Consider the following 19366-nt stretch of genomic DNA (forward strand, 5'->3'; position numbering starts at 1 on the left):
CCGGACGCTTCGGTTACGCCGCGGTCTTGGTCGCGTTCGTGAACTCGAACCGCGCGCCGCCGGTCTCGCTCTCGCCGACCGAACACGACCACTCGTACACGTCGGCCATCTCGTGGACGAACGTCAGTCCCAGTCCCATGCCGCCGTTGTTGCCCGCCGTCGTGAATCCCGTCTCGAACACCGCCTCCCGCTCGGCGGCCGGAATACCGGCCCCGTCGTCGGCCACGTAGAATCCCGACGGGAGTTCACCGACCGTGACCGTGACGCTCTCTCCGCCGTGTTCGACGGCGTTCTCGAACAGATTCCGGAACAGGTGCCGGACGTAGGTCTCGTCGGCCTCGACGGTCCGGTCTATCTCCACTTCCAGCGTGGCGTCGGGGGCGTCCACCTCCTCCCACGCCTCGCGCGCCGCGTCCGCGAGGTCCACCGGCGCGCTCTCCGAGAGCGCCTCGCGCCCTCGCGTCACGACCAGCATCACGTCTATCATGTTCTCGATTCGGTCGAACGCTTCGGCCACGTACTCGACCGCTTCCGGGTTCGCCTCCGCGGAGAGCTGTTGGCTATAGATTTGGCCGATGGTGACGGGATTCCGAAGCTCGTGAGCGAGCAGGCTGGCGAAACTGTCGAGTCGCTCGTTCTGCTGTTCGAGTCGTCGTTCGCGCTCGTTACGCTCGGTGATGTCGCGCACGACGACGACCTTGTCGTGGAGGGCGTCGTCCTGTTCGGGCAGAACCGCGACGGTCGATTCGACCTCCTTCGTCTCGCCCGACGCGGTCCGCACCGTCGAATCGTACGTCTTCGTCTCGGCGGTCCCTGTCCCGATGTCGCGAGTAACCTCCCGCGACATCGCGTCCACGTCCGTCTCCTCGGCCGCGACGAGCGACGAGGGCGAACCGACGAGTTCCTCGCGGTCGTAGCCGACTAACTCGGTGTAGGCGTCGTTGACCAGCGTGAAGCGGCTCTCCTCGTCGACGACGAAGATGCCGTCGTTGACCGTCTCGACGATAGTGTGGTAACGTTCGAGTTCCCGACTGTAGCGCTCGGCCTCGCGCTGACGCTCTTCGGCGTCCAGCGCCCGGGTTCTGGCCCGGGCGTCGTGATATCCCATACCGAGACCCGCGACGCTGGCGAGCGCGGGGAGAACGACGAACCCCGAGATGGGGTCGTCGAGGCTACCGAGAAGTTCCGCGGAGAGCGCGATACCGAACATGACCCCGAAAGCCCGAAGGCACCAACCGGCGACGACGTGGAAGAGGTCCGTCCGGATGTTCGTCCCCGGAAGTCGATATCCGCAGTAGGAGAGTACGAGACCGCTCGTTCCGAGGAGGAGGGGAGAGATCAGCGCTTCGCCGACGGTCTGTTCACCGCCGGTTTGCGTGACCGCGATTCCGACTGCGACCGCGACGTAGACACCGCCGAGAGCGAGGAGGACGCGCCGCGCACCGAGGCCAGACACGACCCGTGAAACGTAGGCCATCGGCGGTTACCACGGAGTGAACGGTAATTACGGTTTGGATTCGCCGGTCACGGCTTCGCCGAGTCGTCAGCCGAAGTTACAACTCGTCCAGCACCTCGTCGGCGAACTGCGCGAGCACCGTCCTCGCGTCGCGGTCGCTCCCCCGAATCCCGATTGCGAGGTGGTCCACGCCCCGGTCCGCGAGCGCCCGGAAGTGTTCGACGAACCACTCGCTGCCCGCGGCGAACCCCTGATGGACGTGGTCTATCCCGGCCTCGGGGTCGGCCTTCAGATTCACCGTCGTCGCCTGCGCGAAGGGCTTGTCGCCCGCCGCCTCGCGCCAGTCGCCGACGACGCTCTCGACCGTGTTCAGGGGCATCTGGTAGTGAAGCCAGCCGTCGCCGTTGTCCGCTATCCAGTCGAGCGACTGGCGGGAGTTGCCGGTGACGAGCAGCGGAAGCGTCTCCGTGGTAGGCTTGGGAACCACGTCGAGGCTCCCGTCCAGCGTCCCGTAGGACGACTCGACTTCCGGGAACTCCTCGTCCCAGACCGTCCGGAGGACCCGGACGTGCTCGCGGAACCGCTGGCCGCGCGACGCCTCCTCGACGCCGAACGCGGCGTACTCCGGCGAGCGGTCGCCCGTGGCGACCCCAAGCACGAGGCGGCCGTCCGAGAGTCGGTCCACCGACGCGGCCGACTTCGCGACGTGGAGGGGATGGCGGAGCGGGAGGACGATGCTCCCGGTGCCGAGCGCAACGTCGTCGGTGCGGGCCGCGACCTGCCCGAGGTAGACCCACGGGTCGTACACCTGCCCCGCGTCCCCGAACTTGGGCCAGTAGGTCGGCACGTCCCTGACCCAGAGCGCGTCGAAGCCCAGTTCCTCGGCGTACCGGGCGAGTTCCATCTGGTCGTCCATCGGCGGCACGTCGTCCTCGGCGGTCGTGATGGGGAAGAAGAGGCCGACCGAGAGGTCGGCGTCGCCGAAGAGGCGTCTGAACCCGCGGTTCTCGTGACCGCGGTACGCGCGGTCGGAGTTCTCGCGGCCTCGGTTCTCGCGGTCGGTCACGGACGGAGAGAGGAGTTCCCGATACGAGAAAGCGGCGTTCCTGCAATAGTCACCCACGCTACCAATCCGGACAGTTTAACGCGTCAACGTCGTAGCGAGGTAACATGAGTTCCGCTAACCCGCAGGGCCTGCAGGCGTTCCCTGAGGAACTGTCGAGTCGCGAGTCGTGGCTCGAACCCTTCGACTGGTATCGCGAGATGCGCGACGACGACCCGGTCCGGTACGACGCCGACCGCCGGTCGTGGGACGTGTTCCGGTACGAGGACGTCAAGCGGATTCTGGACGACGACGAGACGTTCTCGGTGAATCCGCGACTCACGAGCGACTTCGTGGAACCCGACAACCCGGGCGAGGGTCTCATCTTCGACACGATGCTGTTTCAGGACCCGCCGCGCCACGACGAACTCCGGGGCGTCGTGGACGACGAGTTCCAACCGCGGACGCTCCGGGAGCGCGAGTCGCACTTCCGGGACCTCGCGGCCGACCTGCTCGACGACGCCGTCGCGGACGGCGGCGGCCGGATGGACGTGGTCGAGGACCTCGCCTACCCCTTCCCGGTGACTGTCATCGCCGAGTTGCTCGGCGTCCCCGCCGAGGACCGCGACCGATTCAAGCGGTGGTCCGACACCCTCGTCTCGGCCGCGAGCGACGACGAGGGCGGCGAGGAGTACGCCGAGCGCCAGCAACAGGCTCAGATGGAGATGGCCCAGTACTTCGTGGAGGCGATAGGCGACCGCCGGGAGAACCCGCGGGACGACTTGCTGTCCGAAATCGCCACTACGGAGTTGAGCGACGGCGGCACCCTGTCGCGCGAGGAAGCGCTGGGGATGTGCATCCTGTTGCTCGTGGCGGGCAACATCACGACGACGAACCTGATAGCGAACGCGGTCAGGTGTTTTGCCGAGGCCGACGCGGACCTGTTCGACCGACTCCGCGGCGACGAGCGCGGACTCACGACCGCGCTGGAGGAGACGCTACGCTATCGGTCGCCGGTGCAGGCGATGACCCGAATCGCGACCGAAGACGTGACGATGCGCGGCGAGACCATCGAGGAGGGCGACCGAATCATCGTCTGGCTCGGGTCCGCCAACCGCGACGAGCGCCGGTTCGAGGACGCCGACGAGTTCCGGCCCGACCGGTCGCCGAACCAGCACCTCGGGTTCGGGCACGGCACCCACTACTGTCTGGGCGCGCCGCTGGCGAGACTCGAAGCCAGAATCGCGCTCGGCGAACTACTCGACAGCGCCGAGGACATCCGCATCGCGGACGCCGAACTGCGGCCGACTCGGAGTTCGTTCGTCTACGGCGTCGAGTCGCTCCCGATTCGGTACGCCGAGCGGAGCTAGCAGTTCTCGGCACGAGGACGAACGAAGATATCCCCCACCGTTCTGCGGCAAGCGGAGTCAATCCAACCGTTCGGCGGCGACCGGTGCGGCGAGCGCCCCCGCCATCACTGCGGCGTTGGCGACGAACGCGAACGCGAGCGGAACGTCTAACTCCGTGCCAGCGTAGCCGACACCGAGGAGGACGGGGAGGATGCCGACGAGCAACAGGAGTTTGCTACGGAGAGAGTCGAGACGCGGTACCGGACCGAGCGCCTCCCACGTCAGCGCCCCGCCGACCGCCGCGCCGAGGACGGCCACCCCGTCGTGACTCGCGCCGCTGACGACGAACGCGAGCGCCCCGAACGCCAGCGCCAGCACGAACCCCTCCCGCGGGTCGTGTTCGGTCAGCGAGAACGCGGCCGCGAGGAAGAGGACGCCGATAATCACGCCCGCGACCACGTCGCGGACGAAGTGAACGCCGAGGACGACCCGCGAGAGGGCTATCAGCGCGACGAGGACGGCGGCGACCGCGTACCGCGAGCGCCGCGACCCGACCTCCAAGTCGTACGCGAGGATGCCGTACCCGATGGTCGAACCGGTCGCGTGACCGCTGGGGAAACTGTAGCCCGAAATCGGAATGACGGCGGTCATCTCCGAGGGCCGCGGCGCGTCGAAGAACGTCTTGAGCGCGGTGACGAGCGCTATCCCGGCTATCGCCAGTCCGATGGCGTGAGACCCCCGCTCGTGGTCGGCGAACCAGTAGTCGAGGACGAACAGCGCCAGAAAGAACGCGGGGTTGCCGATTCGCGTGATGAGGACGAACACGGGTATCAGCCACGGCGGGACCACCTGTCGGATGAACTCGCCGATTTCGTGACCCACGACCGGAGTCGCAGTCATCGTCGGGTATAGGCACGACCGGACCTTGTACGTGGCGGCAACGTCGTATCTCTGGACGGACACGGCGGCGGTGAGGCCGATAGCTGACGAGGGAGACGTGTGAGTAAGTGGTAACGCTGGAGAGTATCGAGTCAACGGATTTTCATTCGGCTTGTTGCACTTTTTTTAGGGTTCCGGATATATTTGCGAGTGATGAGCGAATCAGCGACCGTACTCGTCACGGGCGGCACCGGCTTCATCGGCTCCTACGTCGCGCAGGACCTCGCGGAGGCGGGCCACGACGTGGTGGCCTACGACCTCTCGACCGACACCCGGATTCTGGAGAAACTCGGCGCGGCCGACGACGTGGAGGTCGTCCGCGGCGACATCACCGACCCGACCAGCGTGATTCGGGCGGTCCGCGAGTCGGGCGCGACCCGCGTCGTCCACCTCGCGGCGCTGCTGACGAACCTCGCGCGAGACAACCCCCGCGGCGCGGCCGAGGTCAACGTGATGGGCACGAACAACGTCTTCGAGGCGGCGCGGACCCTCGACGACCAAGTCGAGCGCGTGGCGTGGGCGTCCTCGGCCGCGGTGTACGCGCCGCCCGCGAACTACGAGGGCGACTGGGTTGACGAGGAGGATTTGGTCTATCCCGACACGCTCTACGGGGCGACAAAGGAGTACAACGAGCATCAGGCCAAGGTCTACTTCGAGGACCACGACGTGAGCCACGTCGGCCTGCGCCCCACGGTGGCCTACGGTCCCTACCGCGAGACCGGCGGGTCGGCGTTCCTCGCCGACATCGTGGAGAAACCGGCGGTCGGCGAGTCGTTCTCGGTGGAGTACGGCGACCAAATCATCGACTGGCAGTACGTCGAGGACATCGCACAGGCGTTCCGAAAGGCCGCGTTCGCCCCCGAAGAGGACCTGAGCCAGCGCATCTACAACGTCCGGGGCGAAGTCGCCACGATTCGAGAGGCCGCCGAGACGGTCCGCAGAATACTGCCTGACGCCGACATCGAGGTCAGCGACGAGGGCGAACTCCCGTGGACCCAGCGACTCGACATGACCGACGCCCAAGAGGACTTGGGCTACGAACCGGAGTACGACCTCGAAGCCGGGTTCCGGGCCTACATCGACGCCTTGCGGGCCGAGGCGGGACTGGACCCGCTGGAGTAGGACGAGACCGGCGAGTCGATTTTCGGAAGCGTTCCCGCCCGGTTCCGTCCGCGCTTACGGGAGAATCCTCGGAAACCGAATATCAGTTCGAACAACTTTTTCCGGGAGTCGGACCTGTGTCCGCCATGGAGAAAGTCGCCATCGAAGCGGTCGAGAACGAGCGGAATCCGATGAAGGTTCACAGCGTCCGCAAGCCGGTCTCTCGGGCGCTCGGCACAGACCACTTCGCGATGAACTACTTCGAGTTGGAGTCGGGGGAGTCGTTCTCCGGCGGCCTCCACCGGCACAACGACCAAGAAGAGGTGTTCTACGTCGAGTCCGGGACCGCGACGTTCGAGGTCGGACTGGACCGCGAGGCGGTCGAAGTCGAAGCGGGCGAACTGATTCGGTTCCCGCCCGGCGAGTTCCAGAAGGGGTACAACGACGACGAGGCGACCGTCGAGGGGTGGGCGCTCGGCGCGCCCGGCGCGGTGCACGACTGGGACGAACTCCAGTCGCGGGCCTACTGCCCGGAGTGCGAGGACGAGACGACCCAAGACGTGGGCATGGCGGACGGCACCTTCGAACTCACCTGCACCGAGTGCGGCACGACGCAGGGGTAGTCGGGCCGCGCTCGAAGACCCCCTCGGGCAAGCTATATCTACGCGGTCGTCGCACTGTCGGAGTTGGGGGAACGAGAATGGTCAGAGGACGCGACTCCGACAGCGACGCATCACATCGAACAGACAGGCGAACCGCGCTCCGGTCGGTCGGCGGCGGACTGGCGGCGCTCGGTCTCGGCCTCGCTACCGGCGGAACAGCGAGCGCGCAGGAGGGGTTCCCGCCGAGCGAGCGTACCCGGTGGGGGAACGCGGTGACGGTGGGCGACGGCGACGCCCGGGCCTTCCTCACGCGCGGCCGCTCGGGAGCGCCGCGCTTCCTCGGCGTTTGGCTGAGCGAGGACGCGCTGACCGGACTGCCCGAGGAAGGAGAACACGTCAGGCACTCGGTGCCGCTCCCGGACGGGGCCGCGACCGTCGGAAACGTCGAGTGGCTGACCGCGGACTGGAACCCGCACGGACACGGGCCGGAGGACGTGTACGACGTGCCGCACTTCGACTTCCACTTCTACTTCGACCCGCAGGAGCGAGTCGAGCGCCGGATTCCGCCGGGCGAGTGCGACGCGGACGGCGACGGGGAGGCCGACCGGCCGGTGCCCTGCGACGTGTACGAGCGGGCGACCGAACCGCTCCCCGACGCCCAGCGACCGCCGGGGTACGTGCCGACCGACGACGTGGTTCCGGCGATGGGCAACCACTGGGTGAAGCGGGACGCGCCCGAACTGCAGGGCGAGCAGTTCACGCACACCTACATCTACGGGTCGTTCGACGGCCGAATCAGCTTCCTCGAACCCATGATAACGAGACAGTTCCTCGAGAACCTGCAGGGGAAGGTCGTCAGCGAGGTTCCCACCCCGCGGCGGTTCCCGACCCGCGGGTTCTACCCGACCGAGTACGCGATTCGACGAGTTCGAGAGGAGGACGCCGTCGCGGTGTACCTCCGGCGATTCCAGCGGTTCCGAGGGACTCAGTCGGTGTTCTGAGCCACGAAGACGGCGTGGCCGCTCTCGTCGGGGTCGGCGTCCGCGTCGTACCAACCGTGACGTTCGACCGAGAGACCCACCACGCCGCAGACGCCGTCGAGGTAGGCGGCGTCGTGGTCGTACAGGCGATGGGTGTCCGCGAAGAACTCGCCGTCCGGCGTGAACACGAGCGAGTCCCAGCGGTACGACGAGTCGCCCACCTCGTGAACGTCGGTGAGTCGGGCGTAGGTTCCATCGTCGGACTCGTAGGTCACGAGTCGCGGGTAGATGTCCTCCTCGCCGGTTACCAACTGGTCGAAGACGAGGACGCCGTCCGCCGTAAGGTGGTCGACCGCTGTACGCAGACTCTCGGCGACGGCGTCGGGGTCGAGGTGCTGGACGACCGTGAAGGGGAACCAGACGAGGTCGAACTGCCCGTCCACCGGGAGGTCCGGCAGTTCGCCGACCCGGAACTCCGCGTCCGACTTCGTCCGGGCGCGCTCTACCATCGCGGGGTACTTGTCCACGCCGACGACTTCGAACCCCTCCTCGCGGAGTCGCTTGCTGTGTTCGCCGGTACCGCATCCGACGATTAGCGCGCGCTCTGGGTCGCCGTCGCCCCCGGCCACTTCCGCGAATCGGTCGAGGACGAACTCGACTTCGGCGTCGTAGTCCTTCTCGGCGTAGATGGCGTCGTAGGTCTCGGGGTACTCCGCGTACAGATTCTCGTTCACGCGACGGAGAACGCACATAATAGTATTAAAACCAACCATTGCACAGACCGGCGTGCCGAACCTGCGCGTGATACGCGTCGGTGAGAGGCTCCGGTCACTGCCTCGGTTGCGTAGAAAAGAGTGAACTGAAGGCCGGACCGGCCGGGCTCTCAGGGCCGGAGGTACGCGTAGCCGTCCTCCTGCAATCGGGTCAGTTCGCTCGCGCCCGAGGAGACCGTCTCGACGCCCTCGACGAGGTCCCCGTCGTCGAGGTCCATCATGTCGAGGGTGTTGCTACAGGCCTTGAACGCGATGCCCGAGTCGAGGAGTTCCTGCACCGTGTCGCTGTGGGTCCCGTCTCGCGTGACCGGGTCGATGCCCTCGGCCTGTGCGACGACCGCGATGTCGTCCATCTCGATGGTCTCGTCCTTCGAGAGGTTCTCCGCTATCGTGAGGACGGTGTTCTGGTGGTCCTCGTCGCCGCTCGTGAGGTGGAATGCGGTTCGCATCGTCTTGCGTACGACGCTGGTCGGGAAGTGTTTGCTGGCCCCTCCGATTCGACACGAGAGATGCCACCGGTAGCAGGTTCGTTTCGGATAGCCGTATGACAACTTCGCAACCACTATGCCACTGGGAATGGACCGCTCACACCACCCGTGACGCAGCAATTAGGTCCTCTCGCCCGGAAGTTGTCGCTACCGTACTACGAAGACGCTCTCCCGGCACACGACCAGTTTCACGCTAACCGAGTCCGGAATCTGTCGGTTCGGTTGGCGAGCGAGTGGGAGAGGACGGTCGATAGAGAGGTTCTCTCAGCGGCGGCGTGGCTACACGACATCGGTCGCCCGCTGGAACGGTCGGGGGAAATCGAGAATCACGACAGATGGGCCGCGGAGGAGGCGAAGCACCTGCTCGGAAGCGAGGAGGTGGCGACCGACCGAATTGACGCCGTCGAACACTGCATCCGAGCGCACAGTATTCGGTCTAGCTCACCGGACCCGGAGAGTCCCGAGGCGAAACTGCTCTTCGACGCGGACAAGTTGGAGGCGACCGGCGCGGTCGGTATCGCCCGCATGGCCTGTATCGTCGGCGAACGGTCGGGGAGAGCGGGCGAGAAGTACGCGGCAATCAGTAATTCGTCGGTTCAAGGCGTGGACACGTCGGACGTTCCGGACATCTCTCTTCTACGGGAGTGGGCGAAAGAGCGTCTGGCTAGGGTGCACACTCCACCCGGACGTCGTCTCGGAGAATCGCGGTGGAGTTTCATGGAGGAGTTCTTCGCGCAGTTCGACCGCGAGAGACGAGCCGAAGGAGAGGGATAGCGAGCAGAGTTCTGCGTATCGAGCGCCGGGGAGGCGGCCGAGACTCTCGACGGTGTGGCGACCCAAGAGCGCGGAACTCCGTCCGCCGACAGTTCAGTTCCGAGACACGAACGCTTACGGTCCGGCCGGGAGATTCGACACGTATGACCGACGAGACTCCGGACTACCGCGAGCAGGTCGAATCGGCCTTCCCCGAGATTCGGGACATCGAGGACGAGAGCCTGCGCGAGCAGGTCACGGAGGCGTGGACGCTCGGTCTCGAACGCGGCGGATGGAAGGACGTGTACGACGTTCCCTACGCGTGGAACATCCACGAGGTCTCGAACGTCGAACACGTCCGCGGGGTCACGCGAATCGCCGCGAAATCCGCCGAGGAACAGCGGGCGTTCCACGGCGCGGACCCCGACCTCGACGTGATTCGGGCCGCCTGCCTCCTCCACGACGTGGGCAAGTGCTACGAGTACGTGAACCACGTGGACGAGGAGAAACTGCTGGACCCCGACCCGACCTACGTCAGCGAGGAGATTCCCCACTCGATTTCGGGGTACGCGCTGGCCCACGAGGTCGGGTGTCCGCTGGCGGTCCAGCGGGCGATTCCCCACTTCCTCGGCGAGGTACCCAAGCGGACGCTGGAAGCGGAACTGGTCAAGAGCGCCAACTCCGCGAGTTCGAACGCGATTACCCAGTCGGCGATGGGCATCACGCTGCAGGAGTGGGTAGACAAGTACTCCCAGACGAGCGACTGAGGAGACTGAGTCCGTCGCGGGGGTCCCGTCCGAGGCAGTTCCCCGACTCCGGTCCCCGCCCGAACTTTCAAACCGCCCTCCGTGGTAACGCAGCCCATGGCGACGTGTCCGCACTGCGAGTCCGACATCACCAAGTGGGCGCAACGACTGGAGCAGGGAGCGCGCGCGAGTACGCCGAAAGTCTGGACCTGTCCGGAGTGCGATTCGGTCCTCGACATCTCCGACTGGGGGTCGGAGTAGCGTTTCCGTTTACGTTTGCGTTTTCGTTTTCGGCTATTCGCTTTTGACGTTCCAGCCGCGGAACCGCGAGATAGCGCCGTGTTCGTCGATAGCGTACGCGCCGAAGGGGAGACCGGGGTCGACGTCGTAGGTAATCATGGCGGTGTCGTACTCGCCCGAAACCTGTGACACGCCGTGGACGGAGTCGCCCTGCGCTATCCACCAGACCACTCGGTCGAGTTCGCTGTCTGAGTCGGTCGCGGAAACCTCGAACTGAATCCGCTCGGTCGTCTCGTACTCGGTTCTGAGGATTTTGGCCGAGGGATTCAGACGCTCCACGACGGGCGGTCGGTTCCCGTCCGAACCGACTTCGACCGTCCAACTGACGGTGTCGATGGGGTCGTCGCCCTCCCGTGACGACTCGCCCTCACGGAAGACCGCCGAGCGAACCCGGTAGTTGCCGGGCGAATCGAAGCGATGGGTGAACGTCGCTCGACTGCTCGAACCGAGGTGGCCGTAGAACAGGTCCGGGCCGACGCGCCGGTCGCCGTCCACGTACCACTCCGCCGAGACGTAGTCGCCGGGGTAGTCGCTGACGGCGGTCTCGAACAACACCGGAGTGTCGGGGTGGATCGTGATTTCCCGCTCCGGACTGCCGCGCGAGACGGTCGGCGACGGCCGGGAGGGCGTCACCTCGTTCCCGTTCAGCGACACTGTGGCGGGACCGGCGAGCGCGAACGCCGTTATCTCGCCTTCGACATCGAACTCGTCTGCGCCGCGGTCGGGTCCGACGTGGCCGACGGCCCGCGCCCCATCGACGCTGTCACCGCCGTCGCGTTGGCGGACCGGCCCGCTGGCCGTGAACTCGTAGACTGCGACGCCGCCGCCGTCGCTCTCGACGCGAAGGCGGTCGGTCCCCGACCCGGCCTCGAAGTCGTCGCTCGCGAGCGACCCGGTCGGTCGCGGGAACGACGACGGTTCGACGCGCGTGCCGTCGCGGGAGAGGGTCGCCGGACCCGCGAGGACGAGGCCGGTGATATCCCCGGAGTATCGAAAGGTGTCGGTCCCGCGGTCCGGACCGACGTTACCCGCGGCGCGACTGCCGCCGACTCGGTCGCCGCTGTCCTGCTGGCTGAGGTCGCCGCTCACGGTGAACTCGTAGGCCGCGAACCCGCCGCCGTCGCTCTCGATTGTGAGCGTCTTCGAGGCCGCGACGTGCGCCGAGACGGAGTGGCCGACGAACGGTGTCACACCTGCGGTGGCGACCCCTCGCGCGAGGAACCGCCGACGAGAGTTCTCGTTGCTCATACGGAGCGCTACGAGAGATGCAATCAAAGTTATTGACAGCGTATCGACAGTATCGAGCCTCTAACTCCCGGAATCGGGGTCGTTTATCGGTCGCTCCGAGAGTTTCCGAAATACCCTCGAAGTAGTAAGAAGCGAAAAGTTCCGGTGGGTGACACACATTTATCTACTGAGGAACACGACTGTCGCATACATGACAGACGTTTCGTGGCAGTTCGTCCGGTTCGTCGGGACGGTTCTCGTTCTCGGGCCGCCAGTCGCGTACTACGTCTATCGGGACCGGAAGCGGCGCGGCGAGTCGCGGCCGCTCGCGTGGGCGCTCGGACTCGGCGTCCTCGGGATCCCCGGCCTGATATTCCACCTCTACCTTCGCGGGGACTTCGCCGGGTCGAACCGCGACGGCAGGTAGCGCCGAAATCGCGTGCGGAAGAGTCTGCTGCGTCTGGAGACCGGCGAGAGACGATAGCCGAAACCACCGTTTCGTCCGGACCTGCGCTCCCGACTCAGAACTCCGTGACGACTTCGATGCCGACCGTGCCGTAGTCGTTCATCGCCGCCAGTCGGTCGGGCACGTCGCTCAACGCGACCTCCCGCGTCACCAGTTCGGCGGGCGAGACGGTGCCGCGGTCCATCATCCGGAGCAGTTCGCCGTAGCGCGTCGGCGGCATCCCGCGCGACCCGAGGAACGTGATTTCGTTCATCGTCATCGCGTCGGTCGGGAGCGCCACCTCGCCGCGCTCCTCGTCGGTCGTCAGGCCGAGTTGGAGGTGCTGGCCGCGCTTGCGAAGACACGCGACGGAGTTGCGGCAGGTCTCGGCGACGCCCAGCGCGTCCACCGAGACGTGCGCGCCGCCGGGCGTGAGACGGCGGATTCGACCGGGCACGTCGGCGACCGCTCCGGCGTTCACCGTCTCGTCCGCGCCCAACTGCTCGGCCTTCGCCAGTTTCTCGTCGGCGAGGTCCACCGCGACGACGTTCGCGCCGAGGGCGTCCGCCACGTGGACCGCCGAGAGACCGACGCCGCCACACCCGTGGACCGCGACCCAGTCGCCGGGCGTGAGGTCGGCGCGGTGGGCCAGTCCGTGGTACGCCGTGGCGAACCGACAGCCGAGTCCGGCCATCTCGACCGGCGAGACGCCCTCGGGGAGCGCCACGGCGTTGTAGTCTGCGTAGGGGACGTGAACCCGCTCGGCGAACGCGCCGGGCGCGTCGGCCTCGAACCCGAGCGCCAGTCCGTCCTCGCAGACGTTTCCGTGGCCGTTCCGGCAGTGCTCGCAGTCGCCGCGTCCGAGGTTGAACGGGACCGCGATTCGGTCGCCCTCGCGGAAGCGCTCGACGTTCGGGCCGGTCGAGACCACGGTGCCCGCCGGTTCGTGGCCGAGAATCTGGCCCTCCGGCACTCGGTCGTCGGCCCACTCGCCGTGGCCCTGCCACGCGTGCCAGTCGCTCCGGCAGATACCGCAGGCCTCGGTCTCGACGACGACGCCGTGGTCGTCGAGTTCGGGGTCGGGGACCTGCTCGGTTTCGAGCGGTTCGCCGTACTCGCGTAGAACTGCTGCTCTCATGCTGGTGTGTCAGTCCGGTCGGTCGGTGCCGGGTTAAATCGCCGGGTCGCGGCGAGATGGTCGGAACGCTCGGGCGACGATTCGAGAAGCGTCGGCGTCTCGCGGACGACGGTTTCGAGAGTCTTCGGCGTCACTCCCCCGACTCCGCGAGGCGCTCGACGAGCGACCCGACGAACGCCATCTCGTCGTCGTTCACGGCGTGTTCCAGTCCGGGGTAGATTCGCTCGGTCACCTCGGCGTTCAGCGACCGAAACGTCTCGGCCGTCTCCCGGACGCGCTCGACCGGGACGTGGTCGTCGGCGTCTCCGCAACCGACGAACACCGGCGTCTCCTCCACGGACCCCTCGTACTCCCTGCGGGCGTCCGGCGGACCGACGAGGCCGCCGGAGAGGGCCGCGACGCCGCCGTACCGCCGGGGGTTGCGCGCGGCGTACTCCGCCGCGAGGCAGGCCCCCTGCGAGAAGCCGAACAGCACCACCTTGTCGAGCGGGATGCCCTTCGCCACGGCGTCGTCCACGACGGCATCGACCCTGCGGAGCGCCGACGAGAGGTGCGGTTCGTTGCGCTCGACCGGGGCCAGAAACGAGTGGGGATACCACCGACTCCGGGCGGCCTGCGGCGCGAAGAAGGCCACGCCGTGGCGGTAGAGCGGTTCTGCGAGATTGACCACGCCCTGCGCCGTCGCGCCCCGGCCGTGCAGGAGGACGACCGCGACCTCGGCGGCCCGAATCGGCGCGCCCGCCGTGATTACTGGTCGGTCGGCGTGAGGGTCGTCTGCGGGGGATTCCGTTCCCGACCCACCGAACTCGGTCATTCAGACTCGCTCCGGCGCGGGAGTTCCACCGGCGGGAGTTGACGCTCTATCAGGTCGCGGTCCTCCTCGAACCAGTCGGGCAACACGAGCGACTCGCCGAGCGTCGCGGGGTCCTCGTCGGCCGTGAGACCGGGCGATTCGGTCGCCAACTCGAAGAGGATGCCGCCGGGTTCCCTGACGTACAGCGAGTGGAAGTAGTGGCGGTCGCGCACCCGGGAGACGTCGTAGTCGCGCTCGCGGAACAGGTCGTGCCACTCGTACAGTTGCTCCTCGCTCGCCACGCGCACCGCGACGTGGTGTATCGTCCCGATTCCCTCGCGGCCGAACGAGGCCGAGCGGTCGAGAACGTCCACGACGTTCGCGTGGTCGCCCGACGCGCGGTACCGAATCCGATTGGCGTCGCCGTCGCGTTCCTCGCCGACGAGGTCGAAGCCGAGCGTTTCGAGCGTACTCGCGGTCGTGTACGGGTTGGTCGGCAGCAGGGTGACGCCGTGGATGCCCCGAATCGCGGCGTCGGCCGGGACCGACCCGCCGGTCCACGGTTCGACGGGCGAGTCGGCGGTCACGAGTTCGACCGGGGTTCCGGCGTCGTCCTCGAACCGGAGGACGGTCTCGTCGAATCGGCGACGGGGGCCCGTCACCTCGACGCCGCGAGCGCCGAGACGGTCGGTCCAGTACGGAACGGAACCCGGCGGGATGGCGAACGAGACGCCGCTAATCTGTGGTTTGCCGAGGCGGCCCGGCACGTCGTTGGGGTACGGAAAACAGGTGAGGAGCGTCCCGAGGTCGCCGGTCCCGTTCCCGTAGTAGAGGTGGTACCGGAGCATGTCCTCGTAGTTCACCGTCCGCTTGACGAGGCGGAGACCGAGGACGTCCGCGTAGAAGTCCACGTTGCGCTGGGGGTCGCCCACTATCGAGGTGACGTGGTGGACGCCCGGAGAGTCGTCGAGCATCGGTCGTGCGTAGGTTTCGGTCGCGCGAGGATGACTGTGGCGGCCTCGGCAACTCGCGGTGGGTCCGCCGATTGTCAGGGCGACTCCAGCGAGTCTACCAGTTCCCGGAACGCCGCCCCGTCCAGCGAGCGCGACGACCCGGCCCAGACGGCGTAGCGGACGCCGTTTTCGGCCCAGAGGGCCTCCCACGCGCCGCGGTCCTCGGTCAACGCGGCGTAGTGAACGGTCGTCCCCCGCAGGTCCATAGCCGCCCGCGTCTCGGCCGACTGGTCGGACGGGTCGGGCGGGAGCGACGGTGCGAGGGCACTGTCCGCATCGGTCGCCAGTAGCCAGAGGTGGTCGCACCCGTTCGCTCGGTTCCGGAAGACCGCCTCCAGCGCGTCCGCTTCGGTGAACGCCAGTGCGGAGTCGAGGACGAACTGCCCGCCGGGGGAACTGTCGGAACCACCGGGGACGAGCGCCGGGACCGGCGGGTCGGCCCGGAGCGCGACCGGCGAGAGGACGAGGTTCTCCTCGTAGGGATGCTCCGGAGCGTAGTCCCACAGTCCGTGGGGGACGACCGGCGGGCGGCAACCGTACCGCGCCCAGTAGTTCAGCCTGTGGAACGGGACGCGCCGGACGCGGCGGGCACCCTCGGGGTCGACGGGCGTCAGTCCGTCGAGGAGGCGTCGCAGTTCCTCGTCCGAGAACTCGCCCTCGCGGACCGAGAGTTCGACCTGCGTCCGGTCGCGCTGAACGCACGCGCCGCGGGCGTCCTTGTAGTCGGTGCCGAGCCACCCCACCGCGTCGCCGCACTCGAACGGCGCGGGGTCGGGCGTGCGCCACAGCGGGGCGATACTCGCCGAGGGCGGCGCCCAGTCGTAGAGAAACTGCTTGAGGCGGAGTCGCCGGTCCTCGCCCGCCACCACGGTGCGAACGCTGCAGGGGTTGCCGTCGCTGTGGGGCGTCTGGTCGATGTCCGCGGCGGCCACGTCGCTCGGGCGGCCGGGCGGTTGCTCGGGGCGGTGCGTGACCGTCTCGACGCGGCAGTCGTCGGGGAGCCACTCGGGGTCGAAGACGACGAAGTTCACCGCGGCCTGCGCGTCGGCGGGCGCTGTCTCTCGGGGCGGGGTGGCGTCGTCGGCGCGGGTCAGTCGAGCCTCCGGGTCGGCGCTCTTCCAGACGGTCATCGTATCGCGCTCCCGTCACGTCTCGTGGAGGAGTCTGGCGTCGGTCGCACGAATCGGGGTTCGCGCGAATCGGGCAAAAGTGTTAGCTGAATCGTATTTTTGTTCTCGGTTCGACAGTTCAGGTGCGCACCCGACGCCGAGACCACGTTATCATCGAAACCGCACCTGACCGAGACCCCACCTGACCGCGCCCTCCCCGTCACCGAGATTTCCGAGACAGCCGGAACTATAAACCCGTCCTGAAAACGTAGCGGCGTGAGCGACGACGAAGACGCGCCGACCCCCACTCGCGGCCAGACCGTCGGTCTCGTCGCCGGACTCTTCGCGCTCTCGACGGCGGCGGGCGCGTACGAGATCGCACCGGCGAGCGTCCTGCCGCTGGTCCGCGAGTCGCTGGGCGTCGGCCCGACGTTGGCCGGATGGCTCGTGAGCGTGATGTACCTCACCGCGGTGGTCGCCAGCGTCCCGGTCGGGGTCGCGCTCGACCGGGTGTCGGTCCGGAAGGCCGTCGCCGCGGCCGCTGTCGCACTGCTGGTCGCCGGTGTCTGGGGCTGGGTCGCCGCGGTAGCGGGGGCCTACTGGTGGCTGTTCGCCTCGCGCGTCCTCGGCGGGTTCGCGTACGTCGTGTTCTGGAACGCCGGGGCGAACGTGGTCGGGCAGGCCGTCGGACCCGACGTTCGCGCGACGGCCGTCGGCGTGTTCACCGCGAGCGCGCCGGTCGGGTTCGCGCTGGGGCAGTTCGGCAGTCCGCTGCTGGCCGACCGGTTCGGGTGGCCCGCCACCCTCCCCATCTTCACGGCCATCGCGGTGGTCGGCGTCGCGGTGTTCCTGCTGGCGACGCGCGGCCGGAGCCTCGCGGTCGAGACCGGTGCGCCGAGTCGCACCGAGGTGCGCGATTTGCTCGCGAATCGGGCGGCGTGGACGCTCTACGCCCTCTCGTTTCTGGCGTTCTCGCTGTACCTGTTCCTCAACAGTTGGCTGCCGAGCTATCTGACCGACCGCCTCGGCGTCTCGCTCGCGCTGAGCGGTCTGCTGACCGCGCTGTTCCCCGCGGTCGGCGTCGTCTCGCGGACCAGCGGCGGGGTCATATCGGACCGACTGTTCGGCGGGGAGCGCCGCCCGGTCGTCCTGCTGGCGTTCGTCGCGGCCGCGCCCGCCGTCACGGGATTCGTGGTCGTCACGCGGGTCGGTCCCGCTATCGCGCTGCTGCTCGTCGCGGGGTTCGCGGTCCAACTCACCATCGGCCTGCTCTACACCTACGTCGCGGAAGTCGTCGCGCCGACCGTTCGGAGTACGGCCATCTCGATGCTGACCAGCGTCGGCCTGTTCGGGGCGTTCGCCGCGCCGATAGCCGGGGGCGCGATAATCGACCGGGCGGGGTATCGCCCCGCGTTCCTGCTCGCGGGTGTCGTCGCGGTACTCGGCGTGGCGCTAGCGTGGTACGCCCCCGACGTGCGGTGACCCCAATCGCCGGAAGCCCTTTTGGTTCTGCGGGACGACTACCTCAGTTGCACGGTGGGGAATACCATGGCAGACAAACCACATCAGAATCTGGCCATCATCGGCCACGTAGACCACGGAAAATCGACGCTCGTGGGACGACTCCTCTTCGAGACGGGGAGCGTACCCGAACACGTCATCGAACAGCACAAGGAGGAGGCCGAGGAGAAGGGGAAAGGCGGGTTCGAGTTCGCCTACGTGATGGACAACCTCGCCGAGGAGCGCGAGCGCGGCGTGACCATCGACATCGCCCATCAGGAGTTCGAGACCGACGAGTACTACTTCACTATCGTGGACACGCCGGGCCACCGCGACTTCGTGAAGAACATGATCACGGGCGCGTCTCAGGCCGACAACGCCGTGCTCGTCGTCGCCGCCGACGACGGCGTCGCGCCCCAGACGCAGGAACACGTCTTCCTCGCGCGGACGCTCGGCATCAACGAACTCATCGTCGGCGTCAACAAGATGGACCGGGTTGACTACGAGGAGAGTCGCTACAAGGAGGTGGTCGCCGAGGTGCAGGACCTGCTGAATCAGGTCCGATTCAACACCGAGGACGCCAGCTTCATCCCCATCTCCGCGCTAGAGGGCGACAACGTCGTCGAGCGCAGCGGGAACATGGAGTGGTACGACGGCGAACTCGTGTTGGAGGCGCTCAACGACCTCCAAGAGCCGGAGCCGCCGACCGACGCGCCGCTCCGACTCCCGATTCAGGACGTGTACACGATTTCGGGCATCGGTACGGTCCCGGTCGGGCGCGTCGAGACGGGCATGCTGAACACCGGAGACAACGTGAGCTTCCAGCCCTCCGACGTGGGCGGCGAGGTCAAGACCATCGAGATGCACCACGAGGAGGTGCCCGAAGCGGGACCGGGCGACAACGTCGGGTTCAACGTCCGCGGCATCGGCAAGGACGACATCCACCGGGGCGACGTCTGCGGCCCGGCCGACGACCCGCCGAGCGTGGCCGAGACGTTCACGGCCCAAATCGTCGTGATGCAGCACCCGAGCGTCATCACGGACGGCTACACGCCGGTCTTCCACGCTCACACCGCGCAGGTCGCCTGCACGCTGGAGTCCATCGACCAGAAGATAGACGCCTCCAGCGGCGAAGTCGAGGAGGAGGACCCCGACTTCATCCAGTCGGGGGACGCCGCGGTCATCACGGTCCGGCCCCAGAAGCCGCTGAGCATCGAACCCTCGTCGGAGATTCCGGAACTCGGGAGCTTCGCCATCCGGGACATGGGACAGACCATCGCCGCCGGACGCGTGCTGGAAGTCACCGAGCGCTGAGTCGCCGAGAACAGTCTCGGCGAACACCGGATGACTTTACTACTCGGAGCCCCTCGTGTTCGATATGGGTTTTGGTAGCTACGACGAGTCCGAACAAAAGGACCAAGAAAACGACTTCGACGAGGACGACGGCGTGTCCGTCCACGAGAACACCCACGAAGGGGAAGTCTCGTTCGACTCGGACGCCTCACAGGACGAACTTCTCGACCAACTGAACGAGATCAAGAACAGCGGCGAGGACGACGAGGAGTAGACCGCCCCGAGAGGGGTCGCGGTGGTGAAGACGACGTTTTTCTGC

21 protein-coding genes are annotated in these 19366 nt (G+C 67.3%); 11 read left to right on the top strand and 10 right to left on the bottom strand.

All coding sequences use genetic code 11. The annotated features are described in order from the left end of the window. Positions 1-13: 13 nt before the first annotated feature. Positions 14-1477 carry a PAS domain S-box protein gene (locus NGM06_RS20230; RefSeq protein ID WP_254270217.1) on the bottom strand — a complete coding sequence of 488 codons (1464 nt, stop codon included), beginning with the start codon at positions 1475-1477 and terminating at the stop codon, positions 14-16. Between the two features lie 76 nt (positions 1478-1553). Then, the gene (locus tag NGM06_RS20235) at positions 1554-2522 is read right to left on the bottom strand and encodes an LLM class oxidoreductase (protein ID WP_254270218.1); all 969 of its coding nucleotides are present in this window, start codon (positions 2520-2522) and stop codon (positions 1554-1556) included. A 104-nt stretch (positions 2523-2626) separates the two neighbouring features. Between NGM06_RS20235 and NGM06_RS20240 the strand changes: the two genes are divergently transcribed. Continuing rightward, entirely contained in the window at positions 2627-3868 is a 1242-nt protein-coding gene (locus NGM06_RS20240; RefSeq protein ID WP_254270219.1) for a cytochrome P450, read from the top strand. Positions 3869-3925: 57 nt separating this feature from the next. Here the strand turns inward: NGM06_RS20240 and NGM06_RS20245 are convergent, their stop codons facing one another. Beyond that, a complete protein-coding gene (locus NGM06_RS20245) occupies positions 3926-4747 on the bottom strand; it encodes a phosphatase PAP2 family protein (RefSeq protein WP_254270220.1) in 822 nt (273 codons plus the stop codon). A gap of 192 nt (positions 4748-4939) precedes the next feature. Between NGM06_RS20245 and NGM06_RS20250 the strand changes: the two genes are divergently transcribed. The 3 genes from NGM06_RS20250 to NGM06_RS20260 all read left to right on the top strand — a co-directional run bounded on the left by NGM06_RS20250 (position 4940) and on the right by NGM06_RS20260 (position 7490). Beyond that, on the top strand, positions 4940-5908 hold the full coding sequence (locus tag NGM06_RS20250) for an NAD-dependent epimerase/dehydratase family protein (RefSeq protein ID WP_254270221.1): 969 nt from the start codon (positions 4940-4942) through the stop codon (positions 5906-5908). A 125-nt stretch (positions 5909-6033) separates the two neighbouring features. After that, positions 6034-6510, top strand: coding sequence for a cupin domain-containing protein (locus tag NGM06_RS20255; protein WP_254270222.1), 477 nt, complete (start codon positions 6034-6036; stop codon positions 6508-6510). Positions 6511-6587: 77 nt separating this feature from the next. Next, entirely contained in the window at positions 6588-7490 is a 903-nt protein-coding gene (locus NGM06_RS20260) for a hypothetical protein (RefSeq protein WP_254270223.1), read from the top strand. Here NGM06_RS20260 and NGM06_RS20265 read toward each other — a convergent pair. Further along, positions 7475-8203, bottom strand: a complete 729-nt coding sequence (locus NGM06_RS20265) for a class I SAM-dependent methyltransferase (protein WP_254270224.1) — start codon at positions 8201-8203, stop codon at positions 7475-7477. The two genes, NGM06_RS20260 and NGM06_RS20265, sit on opposite strands and share 16 nt — an antisense overlap. Positions 8204-8352: 149 nt before the next feature. Then, the gene (locus tag NGM06_RS20270; RefSeq protein WP_254270225.1) at positions 8353-8691 is read right to left on the bottom strand and encodes a DsrE family protein; all 339 of its coding nucleotides are present in this window, start codon (positions 8689-8691) and stop codon (positions 8353-8355) included. Positions 8692-8838: 147 nt separating this feature from the next. On the opposite strand from NGM06_RS20270, the gene NGM06_RS20275 reads away from it, so the two are divergent. The 3 genes from NGM06_RS20275 to NGM06_RS20285 all read left to right on the top strand — a co-directional run bounded on the left by NGM06_RS20275 (position 8839) and on the right by NGM06_RS20285 (position 10490). Continuing rightward, positions 8839-9504 (top strand): HD domain-containing protein, encoded by a 666-nt coding sequence (locus NGM06_RS20275; protein WP_254270226.1) that lies wholly within the window; start codon positions 8839-8841, stop codon positions 9502-9504. A gap of 143 nt (positions 9505-9647) precedes the next feature. Then, positions 9648-10250, top strand: a complete 603-nt coding sequence (locus NGM06_RS20280) for an HD domain-containing protein (RefSeq protein ID WP_254270227.1) — start codon at positions 9648-9650, stop codon at positions 10248-10250. 96 nt (positions 10251-10346) lie between these two features. Beyond that, on the top strand, positions 10347-10490 hold the full coding sequence (locus tag NGM06_RS20285; protein WP_254270228.1) for a hypothetical protein: 144 nt from the start codon (positions 10347-10349) through the stop codon (positions 10488-10490). 33 nt (positions 10491-10523) lie between these two features. Here the strand turns inward: NGM06_RS20285 and NGM06_RS20290 are convergent, their stop codons facing one another. Beyond that, positions 10524-11777 (bottom strand): hypothetical protein, encoded by a 1254-nt coding sequence (locus tag NGM06_RS20290; RefSeq protein WP_254270229.1) that lies wholly within the window; start codon positions 11775-11777, stop codon positions 10524-10526. A 190-nt stretch (positions 11778-11967) separates the two neighbouring features. Between NGM06_RS20290 and NGM06_RS20295 the strand changes: the two genes are divergently transcribed. Continuing rightward, positions 11968-12183, top strand: coding sequence for a PUP1 family protein (locus tag NGM06_RS20295; RefSeq protein ID WP_254270230.1), 216 nt, complete (start codon positions 11968-11970; stop codon positions 12181-12183). A gap of 94 nt (positions 12184-12277) precedes the next feature. Here the strand turns inward: NGM06_RS20295 and NGM06_RS20300 are convergent, their stop codons facing one another. The 4 genes from NGM06_RS20300 to NGM06_RS20315 form a co-directional block, all read right to left on the bottom strand. Beyond that, on the bottom strand, positions 12278-13339 hold the full coding sequence (locus NGM06_RS20300) for a zinc-dependent alcohol dehydrogenase family protein (protein ID WP_254270231.1): 1062 nt from the start codon (positions 13337-13339) through the stop codon (positions 12278-12280). A gap of 130 nt (positions 13340-13469) precedes the next feature. After that, positions 13470-14153: an alpha/beta hydrolase gene (locus tag NGM06_RS20305; protein ID WP_254270232.1), complete on the bottom strand. Its 684-nt coding sequence runs from the start codon at positions 14151-14153 to the stop codon at positions 13470-13472. Then, positions 14150-15106 carry a VOC family protein gene (locus tag NGM06_RS20310; protein WP_254270233.1) on the bottom strand — a complete coding sequence of 319 codons (957 nt, stop codon included), beginning with the start codon at positions 15104-15106 and terminating at the stop codon, positions 14150-14152. Before NGM06_RS20310 ends, NGM06_RS20305 begins: the two co-directional genes overlap by 4 nt. A gap of 74 nt (positions 15107-15180) precedes the next feature. Continuing rightward, positions 15181-16275: a hypothetical protein gene (locus NGM06_RS20315; RefSeq protein WP_254270234.1), complete on the bottom strand. Its 1095-nt coding sequence runs from the start codon at positions 16273-16275 to the stop codon at positions 15181-15183. A gap of 255 nt (positions 16276-16530) precedes the next feature. On the opposite strand from NGM06_RS20315, the gene NGM06_RS20320 reads away from it, so the two are divergent. The 3 genes from NGM06_RS20320 to NGM06_RS20330 all read left to right on the top strand — a co-directional run bounded on the left by NGM06_RS20320 (position 16531) and on the right by NGM06_RS20330 (position 19321). Continuing rightward, the gene (locus NGM06_RS20320) at positions 16531-17736 is read left to right on the top strand and encodes an MFS transporter (RefSeq protein ID WP_254270235.1); all 1206 of its coding nucleotides are present in this window, start codon (positions 16531-16533) and stop codon (positions 17734-17736) included. 66 nt (positions 17737-17802) lie between these two features. Next, a complete protein-coding gene (gene tuf, locus NGM06_RS20325; RefSeq protein WP_254270236.1) occupies positions 17803-19068 on the top strand; it encodes a translation elongation factor EF-1 subunit alpha in 1266 nt (421 codons plus the stop codon). A 64-nt stretch (positions 19069-19132) separates the two neighbouring features. Then, the gene (locus NGM06_RS20330; RefSeq protein WP_163522963.1) at positions 19133-19321 is read left to right on the top strand and encodes a DUF5786 family protein; all 189 of its coding nucleotides are present in this window, start codon (positions 19133-19135) and stop codon (positions 19319-19321) included. The last annotated feature ends 45 nt before the right edge of the window (positions 19322-19366 follow it).

This window comes from Halorussus aquaticus (assembly GCF_024218795.1).
Taxonomy (GTDB): domain Archaea; phylum Halobacteriota; class Halobacteria; order Halobacteriales; family Haladaptataceae; genus Halorussus; species Halorussus aquaticus.

Bases quoted from the DNA above. Each gene is read 5' to 3' on its own strand.
- NGM06_RS20245 (WP_254270220.1), bottom strand. From the start codon at position 4,747: ATGACTGCGACTCCGGTCGTGGGTCACGAAATCGGCGAGTTCATCCGA.
- NGM06_RS20300 (WP_254270231.1), bottom strand. From the start codon at position 13,339: ATGAGAGCAGCAGTTCTACGCGAGTACGGCGAACCGCTCGAAACCGAG.
- NGM06_RS20290 (WP_254270229.1), bottom strand. From the start codon at position 11,777: ATGAGCAACGAGAACTCTCGTCGGCGGTTCCTCGCGCGAGGGGTCGCC.
- NGM06_RS20270 (WP_254270225.1), bottom strand. From the start codon at position 8,691: ATGCGAACCGCATTCCACCTCACGAGCGGCGACGAGGACCACCAGAAC.
- NGM06_RS20230 (WP_254270217.1), bottom strand. From the start codon at position 1,477: ATGGCCTACGTTTCACGGGTCGTGTCTGGCCTCGGTGCGCGGCGCGTC.
- NGM06_RS20280 (WP_254270227.1), top strand. From the start codon at position 9,648: ATGACCGACGAGACTCCGGACTACCGCGAGCAGGTCGAATCGGCCTTC.
- NGM06_RS20285 (WP_254270228.1), top strand. From the start codon at position 10,347: ATGGCGACGTGTCCGCACTGCGAGTCCGACATCACCAAGTGGGCGCAA.
- NGM06_RS20310 (WP_254270233.1), bottom strand. From the start codon at position 15,106: ATGCTCGACGACTCTCCGGGCGTCCACCACGTCACCTCGATAGTGGGC.
- NGM06_RS20305 (WP_254270232.1), bottom strand. From the start codon at position 14,153: ATGACCGAGTTCGGTGGGTCGGGAACGGAATCCCCCGCAGACGACCCT.
- tuf (WP_254270236.1), top strand. From the start codon at position 17,803: ATGGCAGACAAACCACATCAGAATCTGGCCATCATCGGCCACGTAGAC.
- NGM06_RS20240 (WP_254270219.1), top strand. From the start codon at position 2,627: ATGAGTTCCGCTAACCCGCAGGGCCTGCAGGCGTTCCCTGAGGAACTG.
- NGM06_RS20260 (WP_254270223.1), top strand. From the start codon at position 6,588: ATGGTCAGAGGACGCGACTCCGACAGCGACGCATCACATCGAACAGAC.
- NGM06_RS20330 (WP_163522963.1), top strand. From the start codon at position 19,133: ATGGGTTTTGGTAGCTACGACGAGTCCGAACAAAAGGACCAAGAAAAC.
- NGM06_RS20250 (WP_254270221.1), top strand. From the start codon at position 4,940: ATGAGCGAATCAGCGACCGTACTCGTCACGGGCGGCACCGGCTTCATC.
- NGM06_RS20315 (WP_254270234.1), bottom strand. From the start codon at position 16,275: ATGACCGTCTGGAAGAGCGCCGACCCGGAGGCTCGACTGACCCGCGCC.
- NGM06_RS20255 (WP_254270222.1), top strand. From the start codon at position 6,034: ATGGAGAAAGTCGCCATCGAAGCGGTCGAGAACGAGCGGAATCCGATG.
- NGM06_RS20295 (WP_254270230.1), top strand. From the start codon at position 11,968: ATGACAGACGTTTCGTGGCAGTTCGTCCGGTTCGTCGGGACGGTTCTC.